The 15,213-nt window shown below is 47.0% G+C and carries 11 protein-coding genes; 9 read left to right on the top strand and 2 right to left on the bottom strand.

What is annotated here, in order from left to right:
• The first annotated feature begins 188 nt into the window (after positions 1–188).
• From mtnN to L865_RS0115420, 5 genes are read left to right on the top strand one after another with little or no spacing between them, the layout of a single operon-like run.
• Positions 189–887 (top strand): 5'-methylthioadenosine/S-adenosylhomocysteine nucleosidase, encoded by a 699-nt coding sequence (mtnN, locus tag L865_RS0115440; RefSeq protein ID WP_028774058.1) that lies wholly within the window; start codon positions 189–191, stop codon positions 885–887.
• A gap of 8 nt (positions 888–895) precedes the next feature.
• Positions 896–1,876: a cobalamin biosynthesis protein CobD/CbiB gene (locus tag L865_RS0115435; protein ID WP_028774057.1), complete on the top strand. Its 981-nt coding sequence runs from the start codon at positions 896–898 to the stop codon at positions 1,874–1,876.
• Positions 1,877–1,911: 35 nt separating this feature from the next.
• Positions 1,912–2,340, top strand: coding sequence for a DUF2721 domain-containing protein (locus L865_RS0115430; protein WP_051484647.1), 429 nt, complete (start codon positions 1,912–1,914; stop codon positions 2,338–2,340).
• Positions 2,337–2,963: a trimeric intracellular cation channel family protein gene (locus L865_RS0115425; RefSeq protein ID WP_028774055.1), complete on the top strand. Its 627-nt coding sequence runs from the start codon at positions 2,337–2,339 to the stop codon at positions 2,961–2,963. Before L865_RS0115430 ends, L865_RS0115425 begins: the two co-directional genes overlap by 4 nt.
• Positions 2,964–2,966: 3 nt before the next feature.
• Complete coding sequence (locus L865_RS0115420; RefSeq protein WP_028774054.1) at positions 2,967–3,458, top strand: nuclear transport factor 2 family protein; 492 nt, start codon at positions 2,967–2,969, stop codon at positions 3,456–3,458.
• Between the two features lie 68 nt (positions 3,459–3,526).
• On the opposite strand, the gene tyrS is transcribed toward L865_RS0115420, so the two are convergent.
• Entirely contained in the window at positions 3,527–4,723 is a 1,197-nt protein-coding gene (gene tyrS, locus L865_RS0115415) for a tyrosine--tRNA ligase (RefSeq protein ID WP_028774053.1), read from the bottom strand.
• A gap of 126 nt (positions 4,724–4,849) precedes the next feature.
• Here tyrS and L865_RS0115410 point away from each other — a divergent pair, with 126 nt between their 5' ends.
• Together L865_RS0115410 and L865_RS0115405 are read left to right on the top strand one after the other, a co-directional pair.
• Positions 4,850–6,283, top strand: a complete 1,434-nt coding sequence (locus L865_RS0115410; RefSeq protein ID WP_028774052.1) for a peptidoglycan DD-metalloendopeptidase family protein — start codon at positions 4,850–4,852, stop codon at positions 6,281–6,283.
• Positions 6,284–6,295: 12 nt separating this feature from the next.
• A complete protein-coding gene (locus L865_RS0115405; RefSeq protein WP_028774051.1) occupies positions 6,296–7,405 on the top strand; it encodes an anhydro-N-acetylmuramic acid kinase in 1,110 nt (369 codons plus the stop codon).
• Positions 7,406–7,427: 22 nt separating this feature from the next.
• On the opposite strand, the gene L865_RS0115400 is transcribed toward L865_RS0115405, so the two are convergent.
• On the bottom strand, positions 7,428–9,569 hold the full coding sequence (locus L865_RS0115400) for a winged helix-turn-helix domain-containing protein (protein WP_028774050.1): 2,142 nt from the start codon (positions 9,567–9,569) through the stop codon (positions 7,428–7,430).
• A gap of 378 nt (positions 9,570–9,947) precedes the next feature.
• Here L865_RS0115400 and L865_RS0115395 point away from each other — a divergent pair, with 378 nt between their 5' ends.
• Both L865_RS0115395 and L865_RS23995 read left to right on the top strand, forming a co-directional pair.
• Complete coding sequence (locus L865_RS0115395; RefSeq protein WP_245608450.1) at positions 9,948–12,692, top strand: TonB-dependent receptor domain-containing protein; 2,745 nt, start codon at positions 9,948–9,950, stop codon at positions 12,690–12,692.
• An 80-nt stretch (positions 12,693–12,772) separates the two neighbouring features.
• Entirely contained in the window at positions 12,773–15,202 is a 2,430-nt protein-coding gene (locus L865_RS23995) for an alpha/beta hydrolase family protein (protein ID WP_051484646.1), read from the top strand.
• The last annotated feature ends 11 nt before the right edge of the window (positions 15,203–15,213 follow it).

Below are 15,213 nucleotides of genomic sequence, written 5' to 3'. Positions count from 1 at the left end.
GAATTAGTTTGCCCAAAGCGCGCTGAGTAGATCAAATTCTTATACTGATTGGTATTAGAGATAATCTCACACTTTTGCCGTTCATTGTTGCGACAGTGGATCTCGCCAGTTGCCGCGTTTATTGCTATATTAGCGCCCATTCGTCATAGGGTTATTCACACGACAGCCCGCAGTCAAAAGGTCAGTAAATGAAAATTGGTATTATTGGTGCAATGGAGCCTGAAGTTGCTCACCTAATCGAGTCAATGGAAGCGCCGCAATCCGTCACTATCGCCGGCATTGAGCTGGTCTCGGGGACATTAGAAGGCAAGCAAGTGATTGTCACTCGCTCAGGTATCGGTAAAGTCACTGCCAGCGTTGCCACCACCTTACTCATTGAAAAGTTTGCCCCAGACTATGTGATTAACACGGGCTCTGCCGGTGGATTTGTCGATAGCCTTAACATTGGTGATATCGTTATTTCTTCTGAAGTGCGTCATCACGATGTTGATGTCACAGCTTTTGGCTATGAAATTGGCCAAATGGCGCAACAGCCTGCTGCATTTATTCCTGACGCTAAGCTCAAAGCTGCAGCCAACAAAGCCGTTGCAGATCTTGGTGAAGTGAAGGCTATTGAAGGCCTAATTTGTACGGGCGATAGCTTTATATGCGACCCTAAACGTACCGAGCAGATGCTAGCCAACTTCCCGACAATGGCGGCTTGCGAAATGGAAGGTGCGGCAATTGCGCAGGTTTGCCATCAGTTTAACGTGCCTTTTGTGGTGATTCGCTCATTGTCTGATAACGCCAATAACGACTCTCCAGTGGATTTCGACAGTTACATTGTTAAAGCGGGCCATCACTCAGCGCTAATGGTAATGTCACTGCTTCGTCAACTGGACGCGTAATTGACCTAATGATCCCAGACTTTGCCCAACAAGTGTTAAATGACAGCAGTTTTTATCAAGATGCCTTGATACTGCTGGTTGCTATTGTGCTCGCTAAAGCGGCCCCGCTGCCACGAGAAGCACAAGCCTTAGTCTGGTTTAGTCACTTAGCTAAGCAATTAGCCCAAAAAGTTAATCATCCTCAGCGCTCTGCTCAGCAACAATCCATTGCAGGCTTTATGGCGCTGCTGCTGATTATCTTGCCCTTCTGGCTGATCATCAGCTTCTTGTTGGAATTAGCAGCTTTCCCCTGGTTTTTTGAGATTGTCATCTTATATCTCTGTCTATGCGATGAGCACTTTAACCGAGTTGCAGAAGAGGTTCAGCACGCGCTTGAAGATGATGATAAAGCCCGAGCGAGAAAGATTTTAGCGCCGTGGTCTTACCGTGACACCACAGAGCTGTCATCCATTGGTTTGGCCAAAGCCACAATCGAGAAAATGATGTCCACACCTATCTATGGTTCGGTGGCGACCATTTTGTTTTTCTCCGTTGGCGGCGCAGCGCTGGTGCTAGGTGCACGCATGGTTAAACAAGTGGAGTATTGCTGGCCGAAAGTTAACTCTCAGTATCAGCACTTTGGCAAAGCCAGCCACTTCTTAAGCTCAGTGCTGTATTTTATACCAACAGCGCTGTGGAACTTCACCCTAGCAATTCAGGGTGGCCCCAAAGCTATCCGTCTACTTTATCAGCTAAAACCTAGCCGTCACCCCATCAATAATCACCTCAAAACCTGTCAGCTGTTTGCGCAAATTCTCAATTTAGAGCTTGCGGGGCCGATGAAATTCAATGGCAATAAGGTGACACTTGAACGGGTAGGCAGCGGCAGATTGCCCGCAGCAGAAGATATCAATAGGGCAATTAAGCTAACTCGCTTTACCACCTTAATCTGGATTAGTACCTTAGTGACCTTCCCTGCAATATGGGCGCTACTGCGGTATTTCACCTAAGCTGGTGACTAGACATAGTGACACTGCTTGGTATCATGCCAGCTACCACCACAGATTTTATTGAGATAGCTAACTTGTTTGACAATCTACACGTATCGCTAACGACACCAGCTCTGCTGTTTCCAGCGATTTCACTATTGCTGTTAGCCTACACCAACCGTTTTTTCTCATTGGCGGCACTCATTCGCAATTTGAGTACCGAGGGCAAACCGGTACACAGTGCTCAGTTAGCCAATCTAAAGAAACGCATTGTCATTATTCGCCGTATGCAAGAAGCCGGGGTTTCAAGTTTTGCCTTGTGCGTCCTGTGTATGATTTTTATCTATATTGGCTTTAACCAAACTGGCTCGATTATTTTTGGCTGTAGTTTGTTGCTGTTATTGTATTCACTGTTGTTGTCAGTGATTGAAATTCGTATCTCTGTGGTCGCACTTAATCATCACTTAGAAGAGCTAGATCAATGAGCCATTGGATCTATTTCTTTGACTTATGCGGCACCGCCGTTTTTGCTTTGTCAGGCGCACTAGCGGCTGGCCGTCACCGCATGGACCCATTTGGCGTAATCGTACTGGCTTCAGTTACGGCGGTGGGCGGCGGCAGTATTCGCGATGCCCTGCTCGGCACCACTCCCGTTTTCTGGATAAAAGATCCCAATTACATCATCGTCATTCTGACCACCGTGTTGCTAACGTTAATCTTTGTGCGTAAGCCCAAACGGGTACCGCAATACACTTTGCCGGTTGCCGATGCACTCGGATTAGCGCTGTTTACTGTTATCGGTGCAGAAAAAGCACTGGGTTTAGGCTTAACAGGCATGGTTGCGGTGATTATGGGCTTGATAACTGGTGTCGGAGGAGGCATTATTCGAGACTTACTTTGTCGCCAAGTGCCAATGATTTTACGAACCGAAATCTACGCCACAGCTTCGATTATGGGCGGGATCTGTTATACCTTGTCTATCTATTGGGGCGCAGCAGATAAAGTGGCGCTGTTGTTAGCGCTAAGTACCGCATTAACCATAAGGTTAGCGGCCATAAAATGGCATTTATCCTTGCCTGCTTTTGACTTAAAAAAGAAAGTTTCATGATTTATGATTGCTAAATATCTACGCCTAATATTGACCTTATTTGCTGCTTGTAGCTGCGCGCCAGCGCTGGCTAACTCAGGCGAAATGCCAAAAGAGCAGCAAATGGCCGTGCGTTATATTAAAGCATTAACCGATCATGATTATCGATTGCTGAGCACCTTTTATAATCGCGAGAGTGTATTTAGCGACCGCACAGCCAGTAAAACCTATACCGGTAAGCGCAATATTCTACAGTTCTTTGAGCGCGCCCATCGCGGTGTCATGGAATACGATTTCAATATTGAACACATGTACAACTCAGGCTCGTTAGTGGTCATGATAGGCAACTACCATTACCGTGGTCCCGGTGCACAATTTGGCAAGCCCGGAAAAATTATCGAACTGGCCATCCCAGGGGTCACAACGGTTAAACTTGATATGAGCAATCACAGAGTCACTGAGCATGAAGACCTTATGGACTATCAAACCATGGCCGATCAGTTATCCACGCAGTAAGCGCATTTAGCCAATTTTGAACACAAAAAAACCCGCTTATCGCGGGTTTTTGTTTATGCAGTGTATCACTACACTAAGGTAATCTTAGCAAACTTACGTTTGCCTACTTGGAATACCCCGGTGGTGCCAGCAGACAGTTGTAACTTAGTGTCTTCAATTTTAGCACCATCAATCTTAGCCGCGCCTTGCTTAATCATACGCATGGCATCTGAAGTTGAGTTCACCAGCCCAGCCTGTTTAAGCAAGTTGGCAATTGCGATACCTTCGCCAGCAGCAATCTCTAGCTCTTCAATATCATCCGGAATCGCCCCTTTTTGGAAACGATTGATAAACTCTTGATGCGCTGCTTCTGCCGCTGCATCATCGTGGAAACGCGCAATGATCTCTTTCGCTAGCGCAATTTTGATATCACGTGGGTTAGCACCGGCTTCTACATCAGCTTTAAACTGCTCAATTTCAGTCAGTGGACGGAATGAAAGCAGCTCAAAGTAACGCCACATCAGTTCATCTGAAATTGACATGATTTTACCGAACATTTCACCAGCAGGCTCACTCACGCCAATGTAGTTATGTGCCGATTTAGACATCTTCTTCACGCCGTCTAAACCTTCAAGCAAAGGCATCATAATCACGGTTTGTGGCTTTTGCCCTTCAGCCTTTTGCAGCTCACGGCCCATCAGTAAGTTAAACTTCTGATCGGTACCACCTAGCTCAACATCAGCTTTAAGTGCCACTGAGTCATAGCCTTGCAATAATGGGTACATAAATTCGTGGATCGCAATCGCCTGACCCGAGCCATAACGCTTTTTAAAGTCATCACGCTCCATCATACGTGCAACGGTCTGTTGCGAAGCAAGACGAATCATGCCTGCGGCCCCAAGCGGCTCTAGCCAGCTTGAGTTGAACTCGATGCGCGTTTTAGCTGGATCAAGAATTTTATAAACCTGCTCTTTATAGGTTTCCGCGTTAGCAAGTACTTGCTCTTTTGTCAGAGGTGGGCGAGTACTGTTTTTACCACTTGGATCACCAACCATACCGGTAAAGTCACCAATCAAGAAGATCACTTCATGACCTAACTCTTGGAAAGTTCTTAACTTATTAAGAATTACAGTGTGGCCAAGGTGAATATCGGGTGCGGTTGGATCTGCCCCGAGTTTAATCCGCAGTGGGCGGCCTTCTTTTAACTTTTCTAGCAGATCTGACTCAAGTAAAATTTCATCGGTTCCGCGTTTTATTTCTGCAAGTGCTTGGTCTAAATCAGCCATCTTGGCAACTACCCCTAAGAGCCTAGTGTAAAATTAAGGACAGTAATGTTACTTGTTAGCCAGCACAATTGAAAGGGTGTACACTAAGGGGAGCAGCACGATTATGCAAAATTGGTATCGAGGTCAATGGGAAAGCTCATAACGTTATTAAAATTATTGCCTAGAATGCATCAAGTTCTACTGAGTGTATTGGTGGTAGTCACGTTAACTATATTGTTATTACCCGCAGACACTGCCCAGGCATCAAAAAACACCAATACCAGCTTATCTGGTCGCATTGAAGGCTTTAACGATGCAGCACCCAGTGATGCTACTCAGCCGCAAGCGCGACCTCAGCAGGTACCTTTAGCTTTTCGCAAGCCCACGCCTCCATCACAAAATCAATCAGACGCGCCGCAAACTGCGTCGGCACCAACTCAGCCCAATGACTCATCAACAGAACTTGATACCGCAGCGAGTCCAGCAGTCACCCCCGCATTACTGATTGATAAACGTTTTGAAGTGAAACGCGGTGATACCTTGGCAGCTTTATTTAAACGCGCCGGCTTAACCCCGCGAGATGTGCATGAAATCACTTTGCTGCCTAAGGCGAAAAAGAACTTACTGCGCATCATGCCCGGCGAAGAGATAGTGATCAGTAAAACTGACACCGGCGAGTTGGCCAAAGTAACCTATCATTTAGATGCAATTTCAACCTTAGTCATTGAACACAATGCTGATGGCTATCAAGAGTCGGTCATCGTCAAAGAGGTTGAAGTAAGAAAAGATTTCGCCAGTGCCACCATAAGCAGTAACTTTTGGAATGCGGGTGTGGGGGCTGGTTTAACCCCGAATCAAATTATGCAACTGGCCACTATATTCGGTTGGGATATCGATTTTGCACTCGACCTGCGTGAAGGCGATCAATTCTCTATCTTATTTGAGCAAGAATATGCCGATGGTGAGTTTCTGCAAAACGGCAATATCTTAGCCGCTGAGTTTACCAACCAAGGCGATCGCTATACTGCAGTACGCTACAGTGATGGTAACTATTATTCAGAAGAAGGCCGCAGTATGCGCAAAGCCTTTTTGCGCTCTCCTGTAGACTTTAAATACGTCAGCTCCAGCTTTAACCCTCGCCGCCTTCACCCAGTGACCGGCCAAGTTAGGGCCCACCGTGGTGTCGATTATGTCGCGGCGGTAGGCACTCCCATTAAAGCCGCAGGTAAAGGCCGCGTGATTAAGTCAGCCTATAACAAGTACAATGGTAATTACGTGTTTATTAAACATAATGACACCTATACCACCAAGTATTTGCACTTGAAAAAGCGTAACGTTAAACAGGGAGCCACCGTAAAACAGGGCCAGATCATCGGTACATTAGGTGCCACGGGTCGAGTCACCGGTGCACACTTGCATTACGAATTTATTGTCAATGGCGTACACCGCAATCCAAGAACGGTCAAACTCCCTAAGTCTATGCCGATTGCTGCAGATCAAAAACAGCAGTTTTTAGCCCTAAGCGAACAACTTATGGCTCAACTTGAGCAGAACAAACAGCTCAGACTCGCAGCACAATAGGATTGAAATCCAATGAGTAAATCATATTATATCGGCCTAATGTCAGGCACCAGCATGGATGGTGTAGATGCCGTGCTCGTTGAATTTGAACAGCAACAACCGCGACTCATCGCCAGCCACAGTGAGCCCATGCCACGCTCGCTGCTTAAAGGCTTAACCCGCTTATGCTTGCCCGGTAATGACGAAATAAACTTGCAGGGCAATTTAGACCGCGCCGTGGGGCAACTGTTTGCCCAAGCGGTAAATAATTTGTTAGCCAATAACGCCATACCTGCTGAGCAAATCACCGCCATCGGCAGCCACGGACAAACCATCCGTCATATGCCTAACTTAGATATGGGCTTTACCCTGCAGATTGGTGACCCCAATACCATTGCCGCGCTAACCGGCATCAATGTTATCGCCGATTTTCGCCGCAAAGATATCGCCTTAGGTGGCCAAGGTGCGCCACTAGTACCAGCATTCCACCAGCAATTATTTGCTCAGCCCGGCAGCCCTAGAATCATTGTCAATATTGGCGGCATTTCAAATATCACCTTCCTGCCTGGTGGTGCCGACGAGGTAGTGGGTTTTGATACGGGGCCGGGAAATACACTGATTGATGCTTGGATAAACCATGTGCACAACAAGCCCTATGATGAGCACGGCGCATGGGCGGCCACTGGCACCACCAACGAGCAATTACTTAATCATCTGCTGTCCCATTCATACTTTGCGTTAGCCGCGCCGAAAAGTACCGGCAGAGAGCTATTTAATCAAGCGTGGTTAGAACAGCAGGTGGCCAACTTTGGCTACTTAAGCGAAGCCGATATTCAATCGACCTTACTCGATTTGACCTGCCATAGTATTGCCAATGACTGCGCTAAGCTGTCAGATAATGCTGAATTATTTATCTGTGGCGGCGGCGCGTTCAACGATGAACTTATGCGGCGTTTAGCTAACTTACTGCCTAATCATAAGATACTGACCACCAAAGATATTGGCATTGCCCCGCAGTGGGTTGAGGGCATTGCTTTTGCGTGGTTAGCTATGCGTCATCATCATGGGCTAAGTGGTAACCTACCAGCGGTAACCGGCGCGAGCCGCGAAGCCATTTTAGGTGGCTTATTTCCAGCACCGTAAATCGATTTCGACGCAACAGCGCTTATTGCAGTAAGCGGTGTTGCAAGCGAATCACATCGCGTTTGTAATTCTCAGACTCTGTTAGCAACAAGCTTTCATTATCAGCCACATAACTAATGGCTCCATGGCGCGGTAAGCTGGAGGGCGGAAGCTTTAAAATAGGCGTAACCAGTTGCGTGCTGAAACGCCAAAATGCAATGAGCTGATGGCTACTGCCATTTTGACGAAAGTACACACCTTTGTCGGTCACATCCCAATTGTATCGCTCAAAAAATTGCTCTGCAGCAATCACCTCTTCAATGATTAAAGGCTTATTAATATCCATCGACCACAGACCCAATTTATCCGCCCGTGAAAACAGTAAGATATTGGCGTTAACCATCTTGCCCAACCGCATATCGACACCACTGATGACTTCAGGAAGGCGATTATCCAGATAAAAGCGAGTAATGCCGTCGTAGGTATTTGCCACTATAAAACTGTCATCCCAGCCCCAGCTAGGACGCTGATGGTCGAGATAAGCGGTGGCCAATACGGTAATATTCCCTGATGCCACATCTAACACATGGATTTTATTGCCTTCACTCTTATCATCAGGGGCAAGAAACGCCACTTTCTTGCCGTCGTGGGACCAGCTCGGATAAGCGACTCGACGTTTTAAAGCAGTATGTTGCTTACGTTCATTACCCTCGATGTTCGCTGACCAAATTTCATTAAAGCCCGTTTCATTGGAAACATAGACAAGCCTTTTTGATATGGTTGAATAATCGGGATTACGATAGCTGTATTCTACTCTCAGCAAGGGAAATGGCGTTGTGGGTACATGTTGGGCTAAATCTAAGCGGCTAAGTCGATGGTCGCGCATATAATTGGCATAAACAATATCGTGGCTAAGGGGCACAAACCTGGGATAACTCAGTCCCTCCACATGCAATGGTTCAACCTTTTTGCTGGCCACAGTCACAATAAATCCGTTGCGCACGCCGGAATTTTCACTACTAAACACTAAACGCTTGCCATCTGGGTGCCAACTTAAGCCCCGCATATCCTCAAACCCGCGGGTCAACCTATGTTCAATACCGCTAGCCCATTCGCGCATAAACAGATCCTCGGAAATGTTGCCAAATCGACGAGCGATAGCTAACCAGCGTCCATCTGGGCTAAAGGCTAAATCGCGATCACGGTAGCTGCATTCAGTATCGCAAGAGATGCGCACAGCCTGCGGCGTTTGCTCCGATAAGTCGAGCTGGTATAACCCGGAGGCAGGTACTTGCTCATCAGCAGAAACAAACACTAAATAGCGGCCATCTGGAGACACATCAAGCCCAGCGCTGTAGGTATCACACGCGGCGAGAGTGTTGGTCTGATTGCTATCAAGTTCTAACCGAGTAATGAAACACTGCTTATTGGCACGCAGCTCAGAGGCAAAATATAAAGCACTGCCATCGGGGCTCCACACTGCGCGAATCTCTTTACTGTTACTCGACGTCAATTGCTTGGGGGTATCACTCGGGGTATGCAAGTCCTTAAGATATAGACTGGCATAACCATCAACGCCACGCGCACCATAGACTAACCAGCGCCCATCTGGCGAGACCACCGGATACAGCTCCGAGCCCGCATCAGACGTCAGCCGCGTCTGCAATTTAGGGGTGTAGCGCACGCTATCTAAATACAGGTGCGTCAGTACAAAGCCAAGGATAACAACCAATAATGCACCAAATATGGCGATGATTCGACGATTAAGCTGACTAAGGTGGGCGATTTTATTATCGGCTTTTTCTAGCAAGTCAGGTTCATCAACTAAGTCCGCGGCATCGAACTCTGGTGCAATCAGTAATCGGTAACCGGTTTTGCGCACGGTATCAATCGCCGCTTCATCACCCGCGACCCCTTTCAATTGCTGACGCAGATGCCAAATAGCATTGGTTAAGGCTTTCGATCCCACATAATGATTACCTTCCCAAATATCTTCTATTAGCTCCTCTCTGGTCACCACTTTTGGATGGTGACGTGCAAGGTAACTGAGCACTTCGATAAATTTAGGTTGTAAAGAGACGCTCTGCAAAGCTTGATTTGTGTCGGTAGCAAAATAGAGACTGTTATCAGCAGGAGACACTCTGCAGCCATTTAGCGCAAAGCTTGCATGCTTAGAAATCTTCATAAATCGCCCCCTAACACCCTCAAGACCAGCCAGGCCCATCACTACAATTAAGACAGATAATACGTTTTTAACCTAAGTTTCACAAGCAGCAAGAAGAGATCTAAAAGATATTTAAGTTACTGATAAAAATCACAATAGATATTTAATAGATAAATAAACTACTAATAAACGACCCCGCATTGATTGCCTCGCAATAACAAAATAGTTACATCTTTAAGCCAGCAACAACGTGGCAATATTCATTGGCGCTAATTCAGGCGTTAGCCCCTAAGTGTCTGCCACTAGAACCTATGATCCAAGCGTTAATCCAAGCGCTAAAGGGACACAAATAGGTCACTAACTACAAAAACTAAGGACTGTATCGAGATGAGATCAACAATGAAATTATCAGCACTCTCCGTAGCCATCACGCTTGCTTCGCTAGGCACTACTCACGTTCAAGCTGCAGAGCAAACTGGCGCGGATGAAAAAATCGAAAAAATTGCTGTCACCGGCTCACGCATTAAACGGGCAGACTTTGAAGGCGTTGCCCCAGTTACTGTCATTACGGCTGACGACATAGCCAGTAGCGGCCTAAGTTCGATCTCCGAAGTCTTGCAATCGTCGGTAGCTAACACCGGCGGCTCGCTCAATGGCGAAAGCGATGGTTTTACCGATAGCGCTAGCTCAGTCAACTTACGTGGCATGGGAGCGAACCGCACCTTAGTCCTCATCAACGGCCGTCGCCAAGCTGCATTTCCTTCTGCAGTAGGTGGTACATCAAACTTTGTTGATGTATCAGATATTCCTAGCGCCGCAGTTGAAAGAATTGAAATTCTTACCGGCGGCGCGTCGGCAATTTATGGTTCAGACGCCGTTGGTGGTGTCGTCAACATTATTCTTAAACAGCAATATGACGGCGCGAAAGTAGAAGCTAAGTATTCAGATACCACCCAAGGCGGCGGTGAGCAGCTGGATCTATCCTATCTACAAGGGTTCAATACAGAAAACAGCCAAACTTTGGTTATGCTTGAATACCGTAAAGTTGAAGAGATTAAAACCTCAGATCGCGACAGCCTTTATAACCCTGGCTACTATGAAAATAGCGACGGTGAATTAACATGGGGAGCAGGCCCATTTGGCGATGCTGCGCCGTCAAGCTGGTCATCGCGGATCACCGATTACAGTGGCATCTATCACGATGACAAATACGTCAACCTCGATCAGCAACAGTGTAGTGATCTGTTTGGCGACAAAGGCATTTACCGACCTGATTATAAGTACGGTTGTTACTACGACAAGTATGCAGATCGCGGCCTTCAATCAGCTTATGATCGCTTAAACTTAGTCGTTAACACCACCTACGATTTAAACGATGATTGGCAACTGTATGCCATGCTTAACGCCTCATACAAAGAAAGTACCAAATACAAAGACGAAAAAGGCTTTGGCACCTACCTCTATGAAGACGAAGTCAGCGGGGCCTACAGCTATGATAGATACGAATTTGAGGATTATAACCGCTACTATCTCGCCCGCCGCATGGAAGAGTTTCCAGGGCCACGAACCTATGACACCCAAAATACCAAAGCCTCGTTAGCGTTTGGCGCCAACGGCACCTTAGGTGACTACGAGCTAGATATCTCATGGTCTAGCGGCTATGCCCTTTATGAAAAACAGAATCACCACATGGTCAATGGTGCCAAGATGTTAGATATCGTCACCATGGATCCCAGCCAAGGTGGCACTGAGAAATGGTACCCTAATCAAGCAATGACAGCCGAGCAAGCTGATTATCTTATGGGCGATTCAACTAAAGAGTCAGACTCGACCATGCATCAACTGCAAGCCGTTTTCTCTGGTGATTTAATGGAAGTTTCAGCTGGGACAATTGGATTTGCGACCACAGCTGAGTGGGCCCGTGAAAGCTATGAAGATACCTTAGATCAAATCACTATGGACGGCGGCTACATAGGTATGGGCGGCACAGGCGGTGAAGGCGACCGTGACCGTGTGGCCATTGCTGGTGAGATCCAATGGCCATTGCTTGCTAATATGCCAGGCGTACGTTCACTGGAGTTATCAGCCGCATTGCGATATGACCATTACCTAGATGACTCTGATGTTGGCGGCGCGACCACTCCGCAGGTTGGTTTGAGTTACCGTCCAATTGATGAAGTCATGGTGCGCGCGAATTGGGGACGCAGTTTCCGCGCCCCAGACATGCATCGTTTATATGCTGGTCAAACTCGTGGATATAGCAGTATCGACGTACCACACCCAAGTGATCCAAATGACATTTATGAAGATGATTACGTTTCATATAACTCAGGTAACCTAAACCTTGAAGAAGAAAAAGGTGAGTTTTGGAATGTTGGCTTAGTGGCGAATGTAACTGACAATGCTGATTTGACCATCGACTGGTGGAACATTGAATTAGAAGGCGCAGTGAAAACCATCTCTAGCTACGATGTGATTAACGACCCTAAATATAACAAAACGGGTCAATACAACGACTGCACTGAGATGACAGAAGTTGGCTACCTCAATGAGTTTGACGATGACGGCATTGAAAATATCGCCTGTATGCGTAAAGGCCCAATCAACAGCGCCTATGAAGCCTCAGAAGGTATCGATGCTAGTTTCAACTATAACTTCCCAGAAACCGCAGCGGGCGAGTTCAAACTGAAACTTGCCGCCTCTTACCTGATTAAGAAAGAGTATTTAGAGCAGGCTGGCGGAGAAGTTGAAGAACAAACTGAAACTGACTACTTCCCTAAATGGAAGGGTAATGCCAGCTTCAATTGGAGTTATGAAGATTTTCGCGCCACTATCGCCTATTACTACACAGGCGAAGCCAAAGGTGTTGACCTGTTTGAGTACACTGACGTCAATGGAGACGATGTCGAATCAATGGAAACGGATACCCTGGACCCGTACCAAACCATTAACCTGACGCTCAGTTACTCAGCCCCATGGAAAGGTAAGTTCACCGCCGGCGTGAGAAACCTAACCGATGAAATGCCGCCACTGTATGACGTACGCAACGACAAACATAACGACTGGCCTTTCTATGAAGATGACAACAGCAGCTATTCTGCAAAGGGTCGTAGTTACTTTGTCGGCTACTCACAGAAGTTCTAACTGCTAGCGCAGCCCTTCCCTTGGCGCCCATCTTGGGCGCCTCTTTTTACTGCTGTCGCACTCTCTATCAGGAGAAACCCATGCAATTTATTTTCATCTTGTTCACTGCCCTGATCTGGTTTTGCAGTGCCCAAGTCATGAGTGGCGAATATCAACATCCAAGCCCTGCCATCGAGCAGGTGCTCAATCAATCCAAATCGGTCACAACACGCTTATCTGCAGATAACCAATATATGGTGGTGCTTAAACCCATCTCTCAGGTTGATATCAAACAGCTGGCACAACCGGAATTAAAGCTGGCTGGATTAAGAATAAATCCCACATCGCTCGCCCCTTCACGCAGTAAGTATCAATACAATGCGCTGGAGATAATCAAACTGGCTGATCAATCTCGGCATATCATTAAAGCGGCACAAGGCCTAAGTTATCATGCCATCAAGTTCTCGCCCGATAGCCAATATTTGAGTTATATCGTAAGCAATCAGCAAGCAACCTATATCGAACTGTTTGATCTGCAGAAAAAGACCACTTTTAGACTGACTAATCAGCGTTTAAACGCAACACTCGGGTTTAACTATCGCTGGCAATACGATAGCCAAGCCATCGTCACTAACTTAGCCATCAGCACGAAAACCCGTGAAAATAGTCCTACTGTATTGAGTCCAAATATCAGTGCTACAAACGGTAAAAAAGCCCCTAGAAGAACTTATCAAGACCTGATTAAAAACCACCAAGATGAGATAACTTTTGCCAATATAACCACAGCTCAACTCAGCAAAATTGCCCTAAATGGCCAAATCACTGCCATTGGCAAACCGGGTATTAACATCAGTTATCAAGTCTCTCCTAGCAATCAATATATTTTGGTTAAGCAAATTGATAGGCCTTTTTCTCGCATTGTTAAATATCGAGACTTCGCCCAAACAGTCAGCCTGTTTGACCATTTAGGTCACCAGGTCATCGCCTTTGGCCAACTTGAAAGCGGTGAATTTAGGCCCAGTGGTAGCGACTCTGTTCGCCGAGGACCGCGTCTTATCCATTGGCGCAAAGACCAGCCACACACCATCGCTTTTGTCACACCACTTGATAACGGCGATGGCAACAGTCAGCCGCAATATCGAGATGAAATAAGCACCCTCAGCGCACCTTTTACCGGTCAAGGTGAGCCTCTAGTCAAAACCACTTGGCGGATCAGTAAGCTCGCTTGGGGCGAGGACAACACGCTTTTCATTACCGAAAAAAACAGCAAGCAGAAACAGCTCAGGGTGAGTTTTTATCAAGATAATCATAGCGCCAAGCCTACTCTGTGGTACCAGAAGTCCCAGCGCGATACCTATAACGACCCAGGGAAATTGCTCTATAACAGGCAAATTGCAGCGCCATTAGTCAACATCGAGTCTGGTCATTTTGTGCATGCTGGGCTCGGTGCATCGCCACAGGGTTATCGCCCCTTTGCTAAACAAACCAATATGGCGGATTTATCCAGCAACATTATTTGGCAAAGCCAGCCGAATAAGCTCGAAAAACTGATCCACCTTATTAGTCGCTCGCCGCTGACTATGGTCATTAGTCGCGAAGATAGTGCCACTGCCAAACAGTACTGGCTAGTTAAGGGTGACAAGCAGACGCTGTTATACCAAACCCAAAACACATTAAGCCAGTATGACGGGGTAAGCAGGCAACTGGTTCATTATCAGCGTCAAGATGGCACACCACTTTCGGGTATGCTTTATCTGCCTAAAGGTTATCATCCAAGTCAAGGGCGGCTACCAGTGCTGATGTGGGCTTACCCCCGTGAATACAAAGATGCCCAAGTCGCTAGTCAGGTCAATTTCTCTAAACATCAGTATCAAAAAATCAGCGCCAAAGGGCCGGTAGCAATGGTCGCTCATGGCTTTGCAGTGTTTGATAAGGTCGCAATGCCAATCATAGGCGAAGGTAAAAAACGCCCCAACGACAGCTTCAGGCAGCAGTTGGTCAGCAATGCCCAAGCCGCCATTGATGTGTTAGTAGATATGGGAGTGGCAGACCCTGAGCGTGTTGCCATTGGCGGCCACTCTTATGGCGCTTTTATGGTGGCAAACCTTTTGGCCCATTCAGATCTTTTCAGTGCTGGTATCGCCCGCAGTGGTGCCTACAACCGTTCACTTACGCCATTTGGTTTTCAGTACGAGAAACGTAACTACTGGGAAGCGCCGGACTTGTACCAACAAATGTCCCCCTTTACCCATGCCGACAAGATTGATGAACCGCTGTTATTGATCCATGGCGAAATGGACGCGAACTCCGGCACCTACCCCATGCAGTCAGAACGACTTTTCAAAGCCATACGTGGACTCGGGGGCACCGCGAGATTAGTCACCCTCCCCTATGAAAGCCATAGCTATGTTGCCCGACAATCGTTAGCCCATATGTGGTGGGAGCAAGAAAACTGGTTGCTGCGATACCTAGGCAAGGCTGACAGCCATAGCGCCCAGACATCTAGCCAATATCAATCACTAGTGCGTTGATTTAAAGGAAT

It is taken from the genome of Shewanella waksmanii ATCC BAA-643, assembly GCF_000518805.1.
GTDB lineage: Bacteria > Pseudomonadota > Gammaproteobacteria > Enterobacterales > Shewanellaceae > Shewanella > Shewanella waksmanii.
The sequence above is the reverse complement of the archived record's forward strand: the minus strand, read 5'-3'. Positions and strand labels throughout refer to the sequence as shown.

Bases quoted from the DNA above. Each gene is read 5' to 3' on its own strand.
- mtnN (WP_028774058.1), top strand. From the start codon at position 189: ATGAAAATTGGTATTATTGGTGCAATGGAGCCTGAAGTTGCTCACCTA.
- L865_RS0115435 (WP_028774057.1), top strand. From the start codon at position 896: ATGATCCCAGACTTTGCCCAACAAGTGTTAAATGACAGCAGTTTTTAT.
- L865_RS0115430 (WP_051484647.1), top strand. From the start codon at position 1,912: ATGCCAGCTACCACCACAGATTTTATTGAGATAGCTAACTTGTTTGAC.
- L865_RS0115425 (WP_028774055.1), top strand. From the start codon at position 2,337: ATGAGCCATTGGATCTATTTCTTTGACTTATGCGGCACCGCCGTTTTT.
- L865_RS0115420 (WP_028774054.1), top strand. From the start codon at position 2,967: ATGATTGCTAAATATCTACGCCTAATATTGACCTTATTTGCTGCTTGT.
- tyrS (WP_028774053.1), bottom strand. From the start codon at position 4,723: ATGGCTGATTTAGACCAAGCACTTGCAGAAATAAAACGCGGAACCGAT.
- L865_RS0115410 (WP_028774052.1), top strand. From the start codon at position 4,850: ATGGGAAAGCTCATAACGTTATTAAAATTATTGCCTAGAATGCATCAA.
- L865_RS0115405 (WP_028774051.1), top strand. From the start codon at position 6,296: ATGAGTAAATCATATTATATCGGCCTAATGTCAGGCACCAGCATGGAT.
- L865_RS0115400 (WP_028774050.1), bottom strand. From the start codon at position 9,569: ATGAAGATTTCTAAGCATGCAAGCTTTGCGCTAAATGGCTGCAGAGTG.
- L865_RS0115395 (WP_245608450.1), top strand. From the start codon at position 9,948: ATGAAATTATCAGCACTCTCCGTAGCCATCACGCTTGCTTCGCTAGGC.
- L865_RS23995 (WP_051484646.1), top strand. From the start codon at position 12,773: ATGCAATTTATTTTCATCTTGTTCACTGCCCTGATCTGGTTTTGCAGT.